This is a genomic window from Clostridium muellerianum (assembly GCF_012926525.1).
Classification (GTDB): domain Bacteria; phylum Bacillota; class Clostridia; order Clostridiales; family Clostridiaceae; genus Clostridium_AM; species Clostridium_AM muellerianum.
Genome location: NZ_JABBNI010000015.1, coordinates 61,148 through 81,239 on the forward strand (window position 1 = coordinate 61,148; position 20,092 = coordinate 81,239).

Genomic DNA, 20,092 nt, shown 5'->3' on the forward strand with positions numbered 1-20,092 from the left:
ATTATCTATAAGGAAGTAGTAGTATGAATGATAGAAATATTTTTGAAATGATAAAGAAGTATAATACTATATCCATTATAGGTATGGATAAAAATGTGGGTAAAACCACAGTGTTAAATTACATTTTGAGTAAGGCCAGGGGAAAGGTTCGCCTTGGTCTTACATCAATAGGAAGAGATGGGGAAGAAGAGGATAGTGTAACGGAAACAGAAAAACCAAGAATTTATGTAGAAAAAGGTACTTATATTGCAACAAGTAAACAGTGTTTATATAATAGCGACATTACAAAGGAAATAATCAGAACTACAGGAATTAACACTGCAATGGGAGAGGTTATTATTGCAGGTGCCTTAAGTGATGGATATGTTGAGCTTGGCGGACCATCTTTGAATTCATATATGAGGGATATATGTAAAATGTTAAAAGATATTGGAAGTGAAATAGTGATTGTGGATGGGGCACTTAGCAGAAAAAGCTTTGCATCTCCAGCTATTACAGAAGCTACAATACTTTCAACTGGAGGTGCATTATCTAGAAATATGGATAAGGTAGTAGAGCAAACAAGTCATTGTATAAGGCTTTTATCATTAGAAAAGGAAAATAACGAGAAAGTTCAGAGCCTTTGTAAAAATATTCCTATAACTCATCGGGTAAGTATTATAAATAAAGATATGACCGTAATAAATTTAAATTTAAAAACATCCTTGGAAGCCAGTAAAGAAATTGCTGAAAGCTTAAATGAACATACGGCTTATGTTTTAATCAGGGGTATAATATCAGATAAACTTATAGAGGGAATAATGAACTCTACTGATAGGTATAAAAACATAACTTTTCTATGTGAGGATGGAACTAAATTATTTATTACTTCTGACACGTTGTATAAGTTTGAAAAGCAAGGTGGAAAATTAAAGGTATTAAATTCAATAAATATTATTTGTATTACCTCAAATCCTACGTCCCCTTATGGATATGAGTTTGATGGTGATAAATTTTTGAAGAAGCTTAAAAGTAAAATTAGTTTACCCATATTTGATGTGAAGGCAGGTGAGTAAAATTAAATTTTTAGATAAAGAGCAGAGAATACAAATTGGATTCACCTATGTTATGGATAAGCTAGAGGTCATGACGCCTTATGGATTTGAACAGAAGAGTAAAATCAAACCTTTTGGTACAGCTCGTGGAAAAGAGCTGCATACAGAACTTAATAATACAGAAATTATTATAAATAGTATTAAGGAAAATAAAAGGAAATATGATGAAATTGAAAGATGTTTTTGTAGAATAAAGGATATTAAAAACTCTTTAAAGAGAAGTGTAAATTTAGAGGTGCTAGATGAAGTAGAATTGTATGAAATAAAGTATTTTTCAATGGTTATAGATGAACTAATAGGAATATATAAGGAATTAAATATTGATATAACCAATATAAATTTTCAGTCTCTTGAATATATTTTTAAGCTACTAGATCCAGAAAATAAGAAAATACCAACATTTTATATCTATGATAAGTATTCTGAGAGATTAAGAGACATAAGAAAAGAAAAAACAAAATTAGAAAATAAAATTTTCTTTGAGGAAGATGAAGAAATAAGTGCCGCTCTAAAGGAATCAAGACTTGATATGGTTATTCTCGAAGAGGAAGAGGAATTAAGAATAAAAAAGCTTTTATCAGAGGAAATTTCTAAATATATTAATGTATTTAAAGAAAATATTGAAGCCATAGGAAGCCTTGATTTATTAATGGCTAAAAGCAAACTTGCCATAAAGTATAATGCCGTTAAGCCAGAACTAACAGATAATATGGAAATAAATTTAGAAGGTACATTAAACCCTGAAATAAGTGAAGTATTAAAAGCTAAAGACAAAACTTTTACCAGTGTAAGCTTAAATTTAAAAAGTGGTACTACGGTAATCACTGGAGCTAACATGGGAGGTAAAAGTGTAACTTTAAAAACCATGGTGTTAAATGTATTGTTAGGGCAGATGGGTTTCTTTGTATTTTGTAAAAAAGCTGCTTTTCCTGTAGTAGATTTTATATATTTTATATCTGATGATATGCAAAATATCTCCAAGGGGCTTAGTACATTTGGAGCAGAAATAATTAAGCTAAGTGAAATGGTTGAATGTGTTAAAAAAGAAAAAGGATTTCTTGTCCTAGATGAGTTTGCAAGAGGTACAAATCCCAGAGAAGGGTTTTATCTTGTGGCATCGCTATGCAAATATTTAAATAAATTTAATTCTATAAGTGTAATTTCAACTCATTATGATGGGGTAGTTCAAGATGATATGACACACTACCAGGTTGTGGGACTTAAAAATGTTAACTTTAATTCCTTGAAATATAAAATCAACTTAAACAACAAGCATTCAGTTGAAATAATTCAAGAAAATATGGAATACAGGTTAGAAAAGGTAGGTAAAGAAAGTATGGTTCCAAAGGATGCTCTTAAGATATCAATGTTGCTTGGTTTAGATGAAGAAATTTTAGACATAGCTAAGGATTATTATAAGGCAGAAAAATGAATTTCAGTACAGGGGGGAAATGTATGGAAAGTAAACTAAATTTAAATTTTGAAGTCGTAAAAAGAGCAAGAGAATCAGCAAGGAATATTGCAAAGAACACCCAAGAATTTGTTGATAAACATACTACGGTAACTGTAGAAAGAACAATATGCAGATTACTTGGAATAGATGGAGTAAATGAATTTGAAGTACCACTACCAAATGTAGTAGTAGAAAATATAAAAAAAGGTAATGGTCTTGAAATCGGGGCTGCGATGCTAATTGGTAATGCTATGGTTAGTACTAAACTTACTCCACAGGAAATAGCAGAAAAGATAGATAGGGGAGAATTAGATTTAACAAAGATTCCTATGATGGATGATTTCGAAATAAAAATGGCTGTAAATGCTATAGCTAAAAAAACAGTAAAAACAATTAAAAATAATAGGGAAAAGAGAGAAGAATATTTAAGAAGATTTGGAGATAAAACAGGTCCATATCTTTATGTAATAGTGGCTACGGGAAATATATATGAGGACATTATTCAGGCAAAGGCAGCAGCAAAGCAAGGAGCAGATATCATTGCTGTTATAAGAACCACAGGACAAAGCCTGCTTGACTATGTACCTTTTGGTGCAACCACTGAGGGATTTGGAGGAACTTTTGCAACTCAAGAAAACTTTAGGTTAATGAGAGAGGCACTTGATGAAGTTTCTGAAGAATTAGGAAGATACATTAGACTTTGCAATTATTGTTCAGGGCTTTGTATGCCAGAAATAGCTGTCATGGGAGCATTTGAAAGATTAGATGTAATGCTTAATGATGCTTTATATGGAATTCTTTTTAGAGATATTAATATGAAGAGAACTATTATTGATCAGTATTTCTCAAGAGTAATAAATGGTTTTGCAGGAGTTATTATAAATACAGGAGAAGACAATTATTTAACAACAGCAGATGCTGTAGAAGAAGCTCATACTGTGCTTGCTTCACAGTTTATGAATGAACAATTTGCACTACTTGCTGGTTTACCAGAAGAACAGATGGGATTAGGTCATGCCTTTGAAATGCAGCCTGATCTTAAAAATGGTTTTTTACTTGAACTTGCTCAGGCACAAATGGCAAGAGAAATTTTCCCAAAGGCACCACTTAAATATATGCCTCCAACTAAATTTATGACTGGAGATATATTCAAAGGACAGGTTCAAGATGCACTATTTAATATGGTAACAATAATGACAGGACAAAAATTACATCTGCTTGGTATGCTTACAGAAGCTATACACACACCATTTATGGCTGATAGGGCTATATCTATAGAAAATGCAAAATATATTTTTAACAACATGCAGGATTTAGGAAACGAAATTTTTTATAAAAAAGGTGGAATAATTGAAAAAAGAGCTGATGAAGTTTTAAATAATACAGCTAATTTATTAAATAAAATAGAAAAAATGGGGTTATTTAAAACTCTAGAAAAAGGAATTTTTGCAGGAATTAAAAGACCAATAGACGGAGGAAAAGGCTTAGATGGAATTGTTCTAAAGGATAAGAGCTACATGAACCCATTTATAGAACTTATGTTAGGGGGAAATAATTAATGAGTGCTGGATTATATTCAACAGAAGTAAGAGATTATGATACAAATCTTGATTTAACAAAACTTAAACCCTATGGAGACACTATGAATGATGGTAAAGTACAAATAAGCTTTACCTTGCCAGTAGCAGATAGTGAAAAAGCAGTGGAAGCAGCAAAACAACTTGCAAAGAAGATGGGATTAAGTGAAGTTAATGTAGCTTATCATGGAGCATTAGATAAAGAATTTACAATGTTTGTTATATACGGAAGCCTAATTCATACAGTAGATTTTGAAACAATACACGTTGAAACTGTGGAAGTTGAAACAATGAGCATGCATCAGGTAGATGAATATATAAAAGAAAATATCAAACGTAAAATAGTAGTCGTTGGAGCAAGCACTGGGACAGATGCACATACAGTAGGTATTGACGCAATTATGAATATGAAAGGACTAGCAGGGCACTATGGACTTGAAAGATACGAAATGATAGAAGCTTACAATTTAGGTAGTTCAGTAGAAAATGAAGAATTTATAAAGAAGGCTATTGAACTTAATGCAGATGTACTTTTAGTTTCGCAAACAGTAACTCAGAAAAATATCCATATAGCCAACTTAACAAATCTTGTAGAGCTTCTTGAAGCAGAAGGACTAAGAGATAAGGTTGTGTTAATAGCAGGTGGATCAAGAATAACTCATGAACTTGCAAAAGAACTAGGATATGATGCTGGTTTTGGACCAGGAAAATATGCAGATGATGTAGCATCATTTGCAGTAACAGAAATGGTAAGTAGAAATCTTATTTAACTCAACTTTTACACATTGTGACTCAAGTAACCGAAGAAACGTTAAGCTGTATTCCGGCTGATATATGTTGTGCAGAAACACTTACTTCATTAAGAAGTTCTAATTGCTTGAGATATTGAAAAATACCTACCTCTTCAAATGCGACGTCCTGTCGCTTTCAGAGCTTTTGCCGTCCTGGCAAAAATTACGGTATTTTTCAATATCTCAAGCAAAGAACTTCTAAAATTTGCTCGAATGTTCCTGCACAACATATATCAGTCTTCATACAGCTTAACGTTTCTTCTTACTTCAGTCTACATATATACTATTATCTATATATTTTAAGTTATCTATTTTAATCATAACCTAAGGCGCAGCCTGGAAATAGTAGTAATTTCATTAATTGTATACTACATAAAAATACAAATTCTTTTCAAGATATTTTTGTCAAGTCTTTTAGAATTAAAGATTTATGCATTTTGAAATTGCAGTTTAATATTGTTGAATTAAAATTAAATTTATTATATTGAACCATGAGGCTCCACCTTAATTTTAAAGATATAAATTATAAAATTATCAACATTAATGTGTGTGCAACTGAAGTTACTAGTTTGGATTTTAACTTTTATGTAGTGATATAGGGTAAGTGTTTCATCACATTAGCTAAATTGTTTCTTATTATTCTTAGCGAAAAGTTTGTGAAAGCCTTAGAACTTTAGTCTTGTTTGAGGGAACCGAGTTTGACAAAGTTCTTAGGCTTTCACAAATTTTGAGCTTTAGAATAATTAGAAACATTTAGCAGTGATGAAACACTTACCCTATATCACGTAGTAAAAGTTAAAATCCAAACTTTCACTGCACTTTGCGTCACATTATTTTTAGTTCATGTATATTTTAGTAGATTGAGATATCTACTGAAAAACAAGAAAGTTATCTATAAAAGATTATTCCTAAAACACCTGCTATAACTATTATAAGAATAGGGTGGATTTTTTTAGATAAGAGTAAGACCATGATAAATATACCCATAATAATACTTTTGGCATCATGATAAGATTCTTTAGCAAGGGATAAAAATGCACAGATTATAAGTCCTATAAGTGCAGGCCTCATTCCCATAAGGGTTGATTTTATAAGTACAGATTCTTTAAATTTTAGTATATAGTGAGTAGCTATGGAAACTAAAATAAAAGAAATGGTAACTACTCCTATAGTAGCACATAAACTTCCCCAAAAACCTGAAACTTTATAACCTACAAAGGTAGCTGAGTTTATAGCAATGGGTCCTGGTGTCATTTGAGAAATTCCTATTATATCTATAAATTCTTTATAGTTTATCCAGTGATGATTAGTAACTATTTCTCTTTCAATTAATGGAAGCATAGCGTAACCGCCGCCAAAGCCGAAAGCACCTATTTTAAGAAAGCATAAAAACAACTTTATTAGTAAGGACATTTACTCCACCTTCTTTCTAAAGAAAAGGCATCCGTAGATTCCTGATAAAATTATAATTAAAACAGGGTGAAATTTAAAAACTTCAATACATAATATAGTTACAACTATTATTATTAAATTTGTATAATCTTTTTTTATAGATTTAGACAAGCTAACTACAGCAATTAGAACTAACATAGGAACTGCAGCAGCGATACCTTTAAAGACTAAGTCCACATAATAATTACTTCTAAATTGAACAAAGAAAGAAGCTATAAATAGAATTATAAAAAATGATGGTAGAACAGTTCCTAAAAGGGCTAAAACAGCACCTAGCATTCCACCTATTTTATATCCTATAAAAGTAGAGGTATTAACAGCAAGAGCCCCTGGAAATGACTGAGATATAACTAAAATATCAAGAAACTCATCTTTATCAATCCAACCACGGTTGTCCACAACTTCCGCCTGAATAAGAGGAATCATGGCGTAACCACCGCCGAAAGTAAAAGCACCTATTTTGAAAAATGTCCAGAACATGGAAAATATTTTTCTTATTTCCATATAAATCACCTCGTTCCATTAGTTATTATTTTACAATATAATTTTTATTAAATAAAGGAATAATACATTAATTAGGTAATTTGACAATTCATATTTTCTAAATGATAATTAAATTGGATAATGTTAGATGGCGTATTAATAATATAAAAGAAAGGGATGATAATATGACAACTAAAGGATTCATAAGGGTAGCAGCAGCTAGTCCTATAACTAATGTAGCTGACATAAAATTTAATTTGAATAATATAAATAATTGTATAGATAATGCACTTGATCAAGGTTCAAAGCTGATAGTTTTTCCTGAACTTTGTATAACTTCATATACATGTGCTGATCTTTTTGCACAGCAGCTTTTGCTTAATAAAGCTGTAGAAGGAGTAGAAGATGTATGTGAATATTCTAAAGGAAAAGATATACTTATAGCAGTAGGTGCATCACTTACATATAATAATTGCTTATATAATTGTGCCTACATAATTTTCAAAGGAAAAGTGCTTGGTATAGTGCCTAAAAGTTATATTCCTAATTATACAGAGTTTTACGAAAAAAGATGGTTTACAGAAGGCCTAGGCATTATAAATAAAAAAGTAGATTTATTTTTTCAAAAAGAAATTCCTTTTGGAACTAACTTGATATTTACCTGTGGAGAATTTAAATTTGGGTTTGAGGTTTGTGAAGATCTTTGGGTAACTATCCCACCAAGTAGTTATTTAAGTTTAATGGGAGCAAACATAATAGGAAATCTTTCTGCTTCAAATGAAATTGTAAGCAAAGCTGATTATAGAAAAGATTTAATAAAATCTCAAAGTGCTAGATGTATTTCATCATATATATATGCATCTTCTGGAGTATTTGAATCTACTACAGATTTAGTTTTCAGTGGTGACTTACTTATAGGTGAAAATGGCAATCTTTTAAAGCATAATGATAGATTTCAAAGACAAAATGAGGTAATAACTTCAATTGTGGATGTAAATAAATTAAACAGTGAAAGACTGAGAAATGTAAGCTTCAGAGATAGTGTTAAATTAATACCTTTTGAACCTTTACAAATAAATTTTGAATTTGAAAGTGTAGATTATAAAAATTTTGATAGATATATAGATAAGCATCCTTTCGTGCCTTCAAATAAAGATCAAAGAAATATTAGATGCAAAGAAATATTTAATATACAAACTTCTGCACTTGCAAAGAGAATAACTCATACAGGATTAAAAAAGACTGTAGTAGGTATATCAGGAGGATTAGATTCCACATTAGCCCTTTTAGTTATGATAAAAACATTCCGTATGTTGAATATTCCAAGTGAAAATATAATAACTGTAACTATGCCTGGTTTTGGAACAACAGATAGAACATACAATAATGCTGTAAGTTTATGTAAAGATCTTGGAACAGAACTTAGAGAAATAAATATAGTTCCTGCTTGTTTGCAGCATTTTAAAGATATAAATCATGATGTTGAAAAACACGATGTTACTTATGAAAATGTTCAAGCAAGAGAAAGAACTCAAATTCTTATGGACATAGCTAATAAAGAAGGAGGACTACTAATAGGAACAGGAGATTTATCAGAACTTGCCTTAGGATGGTGTACGTATAATGGAGACCATATGTCTATGTATGGTGTTAACTGTTCCATACCTAAAACATTAGTGAGATATTTAGTTAAGTATGTAGCTGAAACAGAAGTATCTAAAGAAGTTTCTGATATATTAATAGATATTCTGGATACTCCTGTAAGCCCAGAACTTCTTCCTAAAGATAAAAGTGGGAAGATTGCACAAAAAACTGAGGATATAGTAGGTCCTTATGAGCTTCATGACTTTTTCTTATATAATTTTATAAGGCAGGGTGCAGAGCCAGACAAAATATTATTTTTAGCAAAAGAAGCTTTTAAAGATGATTATGATAGCGTAACTATAGAAAAATGGTTTGAAACATTTATAAAAAGATTTTTTACCCAACAATTTAAACGTTCAGCTATACCAGATGGCCCAAAGGTAGGTACCATAAGCCTTTCACCAAGGGGAGATTTTAGAATGCCTTCTGACGCAAGTTACAATCTTTGGAAATAATAGGTGATTTTTATCCAAACATTTCCAAGGGGGGTTGAGTTTTTATATATTTTAATGATATAATAGAAAACATTAGCAAGTTTAAAATAAAAAATAACTTGATAATTAGGCTTAAGGAGGAAAGTGTATTGAATAAAAAAGCGTTATCTGTTATTATGATGCTGGTATTGATAATAATGACAAATAGTACCACTCTCGCTGCCCCGAGTACTAGCACATCAGATGAATTAAAACAAGTTCAAGAAAATAAGAAAGCATTGGAAACAAAAGTTAATGACATAAATAAACAAATTGACGATGTTATGAAAAAAATTGATAGTAATAAAAAAGACATGAATAAAGCTGCACAGGAAATTAAAGATACACAAGCAAAATTAGATGAGGTAGAAAAAAATTCAAAGGCTCAAGATGATTTATTCAAGAAAAGAGTAAGAGCTATGTATGTAAACAATAGCGATGGTTATCTTGATGTAATTTTGTCATCAAATAATTTAAGTGATTTTATATCTAAAATGGATATGATATCAAAAGTAATGGATTTTGATAGAAATCTTATTAACAAGTTAAAAGAACAAAAACAAACAATAACAAATCAAAAGAAAGTTTTAGATGATAAAAATGCTAAGTTACAGCAGCTAAAAGCAAGTAATGAAACTGCTTTAGCAAGTTTAAGTAAAGACATAAAGGAACAAAAGCAGCTTTTAAGCCAGGCAACTGAAAAAGAAAAGCAGTTAGTGGCTGCTCAAACTGTACAAGCCTCTACTGCTAGCAGTGTTTCACAGAGTGGTACTTTATCTCGAGGAATGTCAAAATCAGTGTCATATTCACAAGCATTAACTATGACAGCTACTGCATATTCAGGAGATGCTATTACTGCTTCAGGAACTGCAACTGCAAGAAATTCAGGTGGTTATAGTACTATAGCCGTAGATCCTAGAGTTATACCATTAGGTTCTAGAGTTTATGTAGAAGGTTATGGATATGCTGTTGCAGAGGATACTGGAGGAGCTATAAAAGGAAATAGAATAGATTTATTTTTCCCAACAGAGGGCGAGTGTGAAAGTTGGGGAGTAAGATCTGTTAAAGTTTATGTGCTTAATTAAATGTTGATTATGTATTTAACTAACATTTGATTGATAAATACGAAAATATTAATAAATTTAGGCTGTACTTTTGGTACAGCCTTTTAATTTTAGATTAATATAAAATATTTTTATTAAATGAAGCGTTTCATTATACCTGTCTAATGATAACTTATTTATAAATATCTACCATGAGTCCTGTAATATCATCAATGGTAGCTGCTACATTTAAGTTATCTTTTTGTTCACTCATAAGCATTTGAGTAAGTTCTTCTAATTTTTGATCTATAGTTTCTACTGTTATAAAGTATTGAGTTTGCCAAAAGCTTATATCTTTTTTTACACTGTACATGTAATTTAATATAGAACTAAGATATTCTTTAATCATTCTTTTATAAGCTTTAACATCTGCATAACATTTTGTTATGGAAAGTCTATTTCCCTTTTTCTTTATGTTATCAAACATTTCTTTAAGCTGTTCTTCAGATTTTTGTTCTCTATGAGAATTAAAGCTTTGGGAAAAGTCTTTTTTTACAGATGTAGTTTTCTTTTCAGTAGGAACTGTAGAAGGTCTACTTACTCTGGATATTTCCATAAAATTACCTCCAATAAAATATAAATTAAACTATGTTTCGTAACTCAAGAATTTTATTTATATTCATTATATCGTAATTTTTATAAAAGAACAAAAGGTTATTGAATGAAATTAAAAAATTTCCAATTTAATTTTTGCAATTTAAAAATGATAGGTGCAAGGGTGTAGTGAAAGTTTGTATTTTAACTTTTACTCCGTGATATATGATAAGTGTTTCATCACTGCTAAATGTTTCTAATTATTCTAAAGCTCAAAGTTTTTGAAAACCTAAGAACTTTGTCAAACTCGGTTTCCGCAAACAAGACTAAAGTTCTAAGGCTTTCAAAAATTTTTCGCTAAGAATAATAAGAAACAATTTAGCTAATGTGATGAAACACTTATCATATATCACTACATAAAAGTTAAAATACAAACTAGTAACTTCAACGGTACACATATAATTAAATTGTCATAAATTATTTTAGTAATTGAAAATTATATTTATCAATACTTTATAATGCTTAAAAATTAAGACATTAGAGCTCTTTAATGGATGGTTGGCTTTTATATACCATATATTCAATACTGATTCCACTTAAAAATTTGCGTTGCAATGTGAAAAATTTGCGATGTAACTTTTGAATGCAAGAATATGAACAATGCTCTTTGAAAATGGAATAATGCAGTGTTGAAAATGCTTATATTTTTTATATAATCATGAAAATGTGTAGAAAACGTGGTATAATTTTGATATCAGTTAAGTAGCAATCGTTACTTTACACGGCTTAACATATATATTGAAAATAAATTAGGTATAAGAGGTGTAGAAATGAGTGAAGTTAGTATTTATAGAGATTTTTTAAAATCAAATATAGGGTTAACTGATAATATTTCAGATAGGAAAAAAAAGATACCACATCCACAATTACAAAAAAATATAGACAAAAGTGATATTATCATTAATTTACCTTCGGTAAGTGAATTGTTGATAAAAGATAGAGATATTTATAATTGTATAAAAAAGAGACGAAGTAGAAGGATGTTTTCAGCGGAAAGTTTATCTGTAGAAGAACTTACATATTTACTTTGGGCTACCCAAGGTGTAGAAAAAGTACTTCCTGATAACTCAAGAATTTATAGAACAGTTCCATCAGCAGGAGGAAGACACCCATTTGAAACATATTTAATCATTAATAATGTAGATGGAATAGAAAAAGGCATTTACCGTTTCCTATCATTAACAAATCAATTAATCTTCTTGTTCTATGATGAAGATTATGTGGAAAAGTTAAACAAGTACACATTTGGGCAAAAGTTCATCGGACAAGGCTCAGTAGTATTTGTATGGAGTTGTATCCCTTATCGTTCAGAATGGGAATATAATATAAGTGCACATAAGGCTATATTACTTGACGCAGGCCATATGTGCCAAAATCTATATCTTGCCTGTGAGAGTATTGGACTTGGCACATGTGCAATTGCTTCATATATGCAAAAAGAGATGGATAAATTTTTAAAACTTGATGGTGACGAAGAATTTGTTATCTATTTAGCTCCAGTAGGAAAATGTAAGAAATAATATGGCTACATTTAGTTTTAAAACTCTATAACTTAATGGTGATTAGAAAAATTCAAGTAAATTAAATCACAATATGCATATTTAGCATAACAACTGAAAAAACGAATAATTTTTGTGAACACTGCATTATTCAATTTTGAATTCTGCAGTGTTTTTGCGTCGTAATACAAATATTATGTATATATATTATAAATTTATGATATAAAGACTCTTCCTTAATTTTGTTGAAGCATTAAATAAGGACTTTGTTCAAAAATTAGAACAAAGTCCTTATCTTTATTTATATTGTATTATAGTCCTTTTTCGTAAGCTTCAACCATTTTTTTAACCATGTTTCCACCTACAGATCCAGCTTCTCTTGAAGTTAAATCTCCGTTGTATCCTTGTTTTAAATTAACGCCTACTTCATTAGCTGATTCCATTTTAAATTTGTTTAAGCCTTCCTTTGCTTCTGGAACTAATACTCTATTACTTCTATTTGACATAATAAATTCCTCCTTTTAAATCTTTATATTATTTTTGAATCCTATTAAAAGTTTGTACAGTTTTAAAATTAATACTCTATTAAAATAGATGTAAAACATGAAGGATTTTCTACTTCAATTAAAATTATGATTAATATTTATAATTTTAATTGAAGTGGAAAATAAAAGATTTTAATATTGATATATTTCACTTATTAACAGTGCATTAAACACCAATAATGATTTGTATTTTTAATAAACATTTATGAAATTGTATTTAAGTTGTAACTAAACTGTGATAATCAAGGTTTAAAATAATCATATAGATTCAAGGCTTAAGAAAATTTAAATTAAATAATATTAATAAATTGAGGTGAATTATAATGAATAGTAAAATAATCTATTCTATAGTAGTACCGTTGTATAATGAGGAACTTGTTGTTAAAGAAACTTATAGAAGATTAAAATCGGTTATGGATAGTACAAAAGAAAATTATGAAATTGTGTTTATAAATGATGGAAGTAAAGATAAAACAGTAGATATAGTAGAAGATATCTGCAGAGAGGATGAAAAAATAAAGCTTATTAATTTTTCACGAAACTTTGGCCATCAAGCTGCTATAACAGCAGGAATGGATATGGCTCTAGGATCTGCTATAGTTGTAATAGATGCAGACCTTCAAGATCCTCCGGAAGTTATATTAGAGATGATTAAAAAATGGAAGGAAGGATATGAAGTTGTTTATGGTAAAAGAGCTAAAAGAGAAGGTGAAACATTCTTTAAGAAGTTTACTGCAAAAGCATTTTATAGAATTTTGAAAAGTATGACAAGTGTAGATATTCCGGTAGATACAGGAGATTTTAGGCTTATAGATAGAAAAGTATGTGATGCCTTAATAGCACTTCCTGAAAAAAATAGATATGTAAGAGGTTTAGTTAGCTGGGTAGGTTATAAGCAAACTTGTGTGGAATTTGTAAGACAGGAGAGGTTTGCAGGAGAAACTAAATATCCATTAAAAAAGATGATCAAACTAGCTTTAGATGGTATAACTTCGTTGTCTTATAAACCACTGGTTATTTCCGGATACCTTGGTATGGTAACATTTATAGCTGGGATAATTTCAACTATGGGTGTTATTATAAATCAATTGATTAATGGAACAGAAATTATAAGTTTACCATTAATCCTAGCAGTAAATGTAGCTATGTTTGGTTTAACACTTGGCTGCATAGGTATAATGGGTCAATATATTGGAAGAATTTTTGATGAGAGCAAAGGAAGACCTATATATATAATAAAGGATACAATAAATTATAAGAGAGTTGATAAGAGATATGAAATTAGTTGCTAGTATAACAAATCACATTTTTGATGGAAAATTTAAAAGTTTAAGTAGATTTTCCTTAGTTGGTATATCAAATACCCTTATAGACTTTATAGTATTTACAATATTTCAAAGTTTAGTTGGAGTAAGTTATACTTTAAGTCAGGTATTAGGATATAGTTTTGGCGTTATAAACAGCTTTATATTTAATAAAAAATGGACATTTCAAGGGGGTAAGTCTAATAAGAAGGTTTATCATGAATTGTTTCAATTTATTATAGTTAATGTATTGTCACTTTCTATTACACTAATATGTATGAAGCTTTTGGTAAAAGATTTTAATTTAAATGTATATTTAGCAAAAATAATTGTAACATTTATAGCTCAAGTAACCAATTTTATTGCATATAAGCTTTGGGTATTCAACTAAGGAGGAGATGGAGAATGAAAAAGAAGATAGAATTTACAAAAGAAAATTTAGCACTATCATTAATTGTAATATTATCTGCAGTATTGAATTTTGCTAATATAAGTATAGATGGGTATGGAAATCAGTATTATGCAGCAGGTGTAAGAAGTATGACTATGAGTCTTAAGAATTTTTTCTTTGTATCCTTTGATCCATCATCCTTTGTAACAATTGATAAACCACCTTTAGGATTTTGGATTCAAGCTATATCTGCAAAGATATTTGGATATAGTGGTTGGAGTATACTTTTACCCCAAGCATTGGCAGGAGTAATATCTGTTGTATTGATATACCATATTGTTAAAAGATCTTTTGGAAGTGCAGCAGGTTTAATTTCAGCATTATGTCTTGCTGTAACACCAGTTTTTGTAGCTGTAAGTAGAAATAATACTTGTGATAATTTACTTGTTGTAACATTACTTTTTGCATGCTTAGCTCTTTCTAAAGCAGCTGAAAGAGGAAAAGTAAAATATCTTTTAATAAGTTTAGCATTAGTAGGTGTTGGTTTTAATATAAAAATGCTTCAGGCATATATGATAGTACCAGCTATATATTTAACATATTTACTTTCTAATGCAGTTTCTATAAAAAAGAGAATAGTACATTTAACTGTAGCTTCGGTTGTTTTATTATTAGTTTCATTTTCTTGGGCTTTTGCTGTAGATTTAATACCAGCATCAAGCAGACCCTATGTAGGAAGTAGTACGAATAATACAGAGATGGAACTTATAATTGGTCATAATGGATTAGAGAGACTTGGTCTTAGCAGTTCAAGTACTTCAGGCGGTGGAAGTCAAAAGTCAACACAATCAAAAAATGATAATGGGCAAATGCAGGCACCACCTAATGGTCAGAGTCAAAGTTCAAATAGCAGTAAACAGGGAACACAGCAAAATAATTCTCAGGGAAATATGGCACCTCCATCAGTTGGTATGACACCTCCATCGGGCGACATGGATAAAGGTGGACCAGGAGGTAATGGCAGCAAAGGTGGTGGCGGAGGAACTTTTGGTGGTAATGAAAAATCCAGTATTACAAGGTTATTTTCTAATAATAGCTTGTCAGATCAAATAAGCTGGTTTTTACCTCTTGCTGCATTAGGATTTATAGCAGCAGCAATAAAAGAAAAATTGAAAAATCCATTTGATAATAAAAGAAAATTATCATTAATATTATGGTCTACATGGTTATTACCTGAATTTATATATTTTAGTTTTACAAAAGGATTATTTCATCCTTACTATTTAACTATGCTTGCAGCACCAATTGCGGCATTAACTGGAATTGGAATTGTATCTATGTGGCAGCTTTATAAAGAAGGTGGATGGAAATCCTGGATATTACCAATATCACTTATTTTAAATGGTTCAGCTCAAATGTTATTGTTATATTATTACAATACATTAGGTGCTGCTAAAATTTTAATGATAATATTGTCAGTTTTATGTTTTGTATCTTCAGTTGTACTTATCATTTTAAAATTAATGAAAAAGGAAAATATAAAACTTAAGAAAGTAGTATTAAGTTTAGCTTTGATAGGACTTTTAGTAGCACCAACGTTTTGTTCTTCTACTGCTATATTTTATGGAATGAGCGGAACATTTCCATCTGCAGGATTGTCCTTAATGTCGCAAAAAGGAATGGGCGGTCAAGGTATGGGTAGTTCTAATAGCAGTAGTAATACAAAGCTTATAGAATTCTTAAAAAATCATAAAACCACTGAAAAATATATTCTTGTAACTTCATCTACTAATGGTTATGCTTCAGATATAATAATAAAAACAGGAGAATCAGTAATGGCTCTTGGAGGGTTCTTTGGAACGGATAAAGTAATTACTTTAAATGAGTTTAAGCAGTTAGTTAGTAAAGGTGAAGTTAGATATGTAATGGTAGGAGGCATGGGTGGCGGAAACTCAAGCAACGATATTATGACATGGGTTAAAACAAACGGTAAAGTTGTATCAGAAAGTGAATGGAAAAATTCTAGTACAACAAATAAGCAAACAACAAATAAAAATAGTGATAGTAATTCTAAAAATTCAGGAAATCAAGGACATGGAGAAATGAATTCAGAGCAGCTATATGATTTAAAAGGTAGCGTTAAATAAAAAATCTAATAAGAAGTAAAAATTAATTCAGGTGAGTTAAATGCCTAAAGGGCATTTAACAACCCTACCTGGATTTATAAGTTTATTTTTGAATATAAATTTGGTGAAAGGGATGAATTATTATGAAAGTAAGAAAAGCAATAATTCCCGCTGCGGGATTAGGAACAAGATTTTTACCAGCAACTAAGGCTCAACCTAAGGAAATGATGCCAATAGTAGATAAACCTGCTATTCAATATATAGTTGAAGAAGCTGTTGCTTCAGGAATTGAAGAAATATTAATAATTACGGGAAGAAATAAAAGAGCTATAGAGGATCATTTTGATAAGTCTGTTGAGCTTGAAGATGAATTATACAATAATAATAAGGAAGAATTGCTTAAAGTAGTTAAAGATATAAGTAATATGGCGGATATTTATTATATACGTCAAAAGGAACCTAAGGGTCTAGGTCATGCTATAAGCCGTGCTAAAAACTTTGTAGGAAACGAGCCCTTTGCTGTAATGTTAGGTGATGACATAGTTGACAGCAGAGAACCTTGTCTTAAACAATTAATAAATTGTTACAATAAATATAAAACTTCTGTTTTAGGAGTACAGCCAGTTGATAAATCAGAAGTGTTCAAGTATGGAATTGTTAATGGAATGAAACTTGAAGATAAGATTTACAAGGTTAATAATATGGTAGAAAAGCCTAAAGTAGAAGATTCACCATCAAATATTGCTATTCTTGGCAGATACATCATAACACCTGAGATATTTGAAATATTAGAAAACACTAAACCGGGTAAGGGTGGAGAAATACAGCTCACTGATGCGTTAAAAGAATTGTCAAAACAGGAATCTATATATGCTTATTCTTTTGAAGGAAAGAGATATGATGTTGGAGATAAGTTAGGTTTTTTAAAAGCTAATATAGAATATGCCTTAAAAAGAGATGAGCTAAGGGAAGATCTTCTTTCATATCTTTTAGGTATAAAGGGTGGAAACAATTTTAAAATAAATGAAGAAATTTATCATAAGCTAGAATCTAGAAAGATGGCTTTGGCTAAATAAAAGTCTTGTAAAATGGTTAGTATCAATGAATCTTACTTAGTGAGAGTTTTTTTTCTCACTAAGTTTAGATGAATTATCCAGGGGTGTAGCTACCGTTAACTTCTGCTTTGAAAGAAGTAGAAGTATTACGGTAGGTAGCCATCGGATAGAAAATACTAGCCATTTTTTATGCAATAAATAAGGGTAGATTTACAAAACTTATTGAATTATAGTTAGGGTTGTGACAGAATTGTAACAAAAATAATTTATAATAAAATTAGTAATTTTACGGAGGAATATTTATGAGTGGTAAGAAGATATTAGTAGTTGATGATGAACCATTAATAAGAAAACTTGTAACAGATTTTTTAAAAAGAGAAGGATATAATACTGTTGAAGCAGAAGATGGACGAAAGGCTTTAGAAGTATTTTCATCAGAAAAGGATATAGATTTAGTAGTTCTTGATGTAATGCTGCCAGAGTATGATGGGTGGACTGTATGTAGAGAAATAAGAAAGAAATCCAGTGTTCCTATTATAATGCTAACTGCAAGAGGAGAAGAATTTGATGAACTTTTTGGTTTTGATATAGGAGCAGATGAGTATATTGCCAAACCATTTAGTCCCAATATATTGGTAGCCAGAGTAAATGCGGTGTTAAGAAGAACTGTTCCTGTAGAGAGTAACTCTAAGGAATTTGGTGGATTAACTATCGACAATAATGCCCATGAAGTGAATATTGATGGTTGTGTAATTGATTTAAGTCCTAAGGAATATGATTTGCTAATTTATCTTACTGAGAATTATGGTAAGGCCGTAAGTAGGGAACAGATATTAGATAAAGTATGGGGATATGATTATTATGGAGATTTAAGAACTGTAGATACTCACATAAATAGATTAAGAATAAAATTGGATTCCAAAAGTAATTACGTGCAAACCGTGCGGGGATATGGCTATAGGTTTGAGGTAGAAAGATGATTAAATCTATAAGAGCAAAATTATTTATGTTTATAACATTATTACTTATATGTTTTATTTCCCTTATATGGATATTGAATAGTATGTATCTTGAAAAATACTATATAAATAAGAAGAAAAATATACTTAAACAAAATGCTAATACTATAGTAAGTATGTATAAGGGTAATATAAGCAGTATACAAAATGAATTAGATAGAATAGCTAATATAACAGGAAGTAATATTGATATACGTGATAAAAATGGAAAGATAATTTATATGTCTGCAAGAAGACCTCCAGAGGAAAAAAATACAGATAATAATTCTCAGCAAAAACCGCCACCAGATAAACCCCGTAATCTAGATGATTATAATGCTAAAGCGAAAGAATATCCAATAGGCAAAATTAGTTTTGAAAACAGAATGGATGTTCAAATGAAAATAGAATTTCTTACTCTTGTAGTAAAGCTTAGCAATGAAGATATAATGGCTATAAGAGTACCAATAGTTTCTATAAAAGAAAGTGTAGATATTGCAAATAGATTTGTTATAATAATAGGTTCTATAATAATATTTTTAGGTAGTATAGGAGCCTACTTATTTTCAAGGAAATTTACAAAGCCAATATTAGAAGTAAATAATATTGCGCGAAATATGGCTAAGTTTGATTTCAGTCAAAAATGCAGTATAAGTGGTAGTGATGAGATCGGACAATTAGGACAGAGTGTTAACTATCTTTCAGAGGAGCTGGATACAGCAATTACAGAATTAAATATAAAAAATAAAAAGCTTGAGGAAGATATTGAAAAAGAAAGAAAAATAGATGAAATGAGAAAAGAGTTTATATCCAGTGTTTCTCATGAATTAAGAACACCATTATCCTTAATACAAGGATATGCAGAGGGTCTTATTAGTAATGTCAATGAGAGTGAAGAAGACAGAAATTTTTATTGTGATGTTATTATGCAGGAAACAATTAAAATGAATAAGTTAGTAAGAGATTTACTAAATTTATCTCAAATAGAATCAGGATATTTTCAAATTGAAAAAAGTGAATTTGATATAATACACCTAATAAAATATGTACTTACTAAATATAAATCTATATTTACAGAAAAAGGTATTGAAGTACAAACTCAGCTTGATGAAAGTTATATTGTTTATGGAGATATGGTAAGAATTGAACAGGTACTTACAAATTATATAAATAATGCTATTAATCACATTGATGAAAATAGAGTTATAAAAATAACAAGCAGTATTGATAAGAGTAAAATAAGAGTAAGCATATTTAATACTGGAAAGCATATACCAGAAGATTCACTTAAAAAGTTGTGGAATAGTTTTTATAAAGTTGATAAAGCAAGAACTAGAGCTTATGGAGGATATGGATTAGGACTTTCTATAGTAAAAGCCATTCAGGATCTTCATAAAAGTGGTTATGGTGTAGAAAATGTTGAAAGTGGAGTAAGTTTTTGGTTTGAAATTGGTAAAAAGAAAAGTAAAGATTTAACAACATAAATTTTACTTATATGTTCAGATAACTT

17 protein-coding genes are annotated in these 20,092 nt (G+C 30.0%); 13 read left to right on the forward strand and 4 right to left on the reverse strand.

Going from position 1 to position 20,092, the window contains the following annotated elements; genetic code table 11:
* Positions 1 to 23 precede the first annotated feature (23 nt).
* The 4 genes from kamB to kamE are packed head-to-tail and all read left to right on the forward strand — an operon-like array spanning position 24 to position 4,894.
* On the forward strand, positions 24 to 1,055 hold the full coding sequence (gene kamB, locus HBE96_RS09355) for a lysine 5,6-aminomutase reactivase subunit KamB (RefSeq protein ID WP_169297509.1): 1,032 nt from the start codon (positions 24 to 26) through the stop codon (positions 1,053 to 1,055).
* Positions 1,048 to 2,526 carry a lysine 5,6-aminomutase reactivase ATPase KamC gene (gene kamC, locus HBE96_RS09360; RefSeq protein WP_342590167.1) on the forward strand — a complete coding sequence of 493 codons (1,479 nt, stop codon included), beginning with the start codon at positions 1,048 to 1,050 and terminating at the stop codon, positions 2,524 to 2,526. The genes kamB and kamC overlap by 8 nt, the downstream gene beginning before the upstream one ends.
* Positions 2,527 to 2,549: 23 nt before the next feature.
* The gene (gene kamD / locus HBE96_RS09365; protein ID WP_169297510.1) at positions 2,550 to 4,106 is read left to right on the forward strand and encodes a lysine 5,6-aminomutase subunit alpha; all 1,557 of its coding nucleotides are present in this window, start codon (positions 2,550 to 2,552) and stop codon (positions 4,104 to 4,106) included.
* On the forward strand, positions 4,106 to 4,894 hold the full coding sequence (gene kamE / locus HBE96_RS09370) for a lysine 5,6-aminomutase subunit beta (protein ID WP_169297511.1): 789 nt from the start codon (positions 4,106 to 4,108) through the stop codon (positions 4,892 to 4,894). Before kamD ends, kamE begins: the two co-directional genes overlap by 1 nt.
* 909 nt (positions 4,895 to 5,803) lie before the next feature.
* On the opposite strand, the gene HBE96_RS09375 is transcribed toward kamE, so the two are convergent.
* The gene (locus HBE96_RS09375; RefSeq protein ID WP_169297512.1) at positions 5,804 to 6,328 is read right to left on the reverse strand and encodes a chromate transporter; all 525 of its coding nucleotides are present in this window, start codon (positions 6,326 to 6,328) and stop codon (positions 5,804 to 5,806) included.
* Positions 6,329 to 6,871, reverse strand: a complete 543-nt coding sequence (locus HBE96_RS09380) for a chromate transporter (RefSeq protein ID WP_206154874.1) — start codon at positions 6,869 to 6,871, stop codon at positions 6,329 to 6,331. It abuts the gene before it with no gap.
* A gap of 164 nt (positions 6,872 to 7,035) precedes the next feature.
* Here HBE96_RS09380 and HBE96_RS09385 point away from each other — a divergent pair, with 164 nt between their 5' ends.
* Both HBE96_RS09385 and HBE96_RS09390 read left to right on the forward strand, forming a co-directional pair.
* On the forward strand, positions 7,036 to 8,949 hold the full coding sequence (locus HBE96_RS09385; RefSeq protein ID WP_169297538.1) for an NAD(+) synthase: 1,914 nt from the start codon (positions 7,036 to 7,038) through the stop codon (positions 8,947 to 8,949).
* A 128-nt stretch (positions 8,950 to 9,077) separates the two neighbouring features.
* On the forward strand, positions 9,078 to 10,052 hold the full coding sequence (locus HBE96_RS09390; protein ID WP_169297513.1) for a 3D domain-containing protein: 975 nt from the start codon (positions 9,078 to 9,080) through the stop codon (positions 10,050 to 10,052).
* Between the two features lie 151 nt (positions 10,053 to 10,203).
* Here the strand turns inward: HBE96_RS09390 and HBE96_RS09395 are convergent, their stop codons facing one another.
* Positions 10,204 to 10,626, reverse strand: coding sequence for a YaaR family protein (locus HBE96_RS09395; protein WP_169297514.1), 423 nt, complete (start codon positions 10,624 to 10,626; stop codon positions 10,204 to 10,206).
* A gap of 808 nt (positions 10,627 to 11,434) precedes the next feature.
* Here HBE96_RS09395 and HBE96_RS09400 point away from each other — a divergent pair.
* The gene (locus HBE96_RS09400) at positions 11,435 to 12,184 is read left to right on the forward strand and encodes a SagB/ThcOx family dehydrogenase (protein WP_169297515.1); all 750 of its coding nucleotides are present in this window, start codon (positions 11,435 to 11,437) and stop codon (positions 12,182 to 12,184) included.
* A gap of 290 nt (positions 12,185 to 12,474) precedes the next feature.
* On the opposite strand, the gene HBE96_RS09405 is transcribed toward HBE96_RS09400, so the two are convergent.
* Entirely contained in the window at positions 12,475 to 12,669 is a 195-nt protein-coding gene (locus tag HBE96_RS09405; RefSeq protein ID WP_169297516.1) for an alpha/beta-type small acid-soluble spore protein, read from the reverse strand.
* 362 nt (positions 12,670 to 13,031) lie between these two features.
* Between HBE96_RS09405 and HBE96_RS09410 the strand changes: the two genes are divergently transcribed.
* The 6 genes from HBE96_RS09410 to HBE96_RS09435 all read left to right on the forward strand — a co-directional run bounded on the left by HBE96_RS09410 (position 13,032) and on the right by HBE96_RS09435 (position 20,066).
* Complete coding sequence (locus HBE96_RS09410; RefSeq protein WP_169297517.1) at positions 13,032 to 14,000, forward strand: glycosyltransferase family 2 protein; 969 nt, start codon at positions 13,032 to 13,034, stop codon at positions 13,998 to 14,000.
* Positions 13,984 to 14,403, forward strand: a complete 420-nt coding sequence (locus HBE96_RS09415; RefSeq protein WP_169297518.1) for a GtrA family protein — start codon at positions 13,984 to 13,986, stop codon at positions 14,401 to 14,403. Before HBE96_RS09410 ends, HBE96_RS09415 begins: the two co-directional genes overlap by 17 nt.
* Positions 14,404 to 14,417: 14 nt before the next feature.
* On the forward strand, positions 14,418 to 16,550 hold the full coding sequence (locus tag HBE96_RS09420; protein ID WP_169297519.1) for a glycosyltransferase family 39 protein: 2,133 nt from the start codon (positions 14,418 to 14,420) through the stop codon (positions 16,548 to 16,550).
* Between the two features lie 122 nt (positions 16,551 to 16,672).
* Positions 16,673 to 17,605, forward strand: coding sequence for a UTP--glucose-1-phosphate uridylyltransferase GalU (galU, locus tag HBE96_RS09425; RefSeq protein ID WP_169297520.1), 933 nt, complete (start codon positions 16,673 to 16,675; stop codon positions 17,603 to 17,605).
* Positions 17,606 to 17,886: 281 nt separating this feature from the next.
* Positions 17,887 to 18,564, forward strand: a complete 678-nt coding sequence (locus tag HBE96_RS09430) for a response regulator transcription factor (protein WP_169297521.1) — start codon at positions 17,887 to 17,889, stop codon at positions 18,562 to 18,564.
* The gene (locus HBE96_RS09435) at positions 18,561 to 20,066 is read left to right on the forward strand and encodes a sensor histidine kinase (protein WP_169297522.1); all 1,506 of its coding nucleotides are present in this window, start codon (positions 18,561 to 18,563) and stop codon (positions 20,064 to 20,066) included. Before HBE96_RS09430 ends, HBE96_RS09435 begins: the two co-directional genes overlap by 4 nt.
* The last annotated feature ends 26 nt before the right edge of the window (positions 20,067 to 20,092 follow it).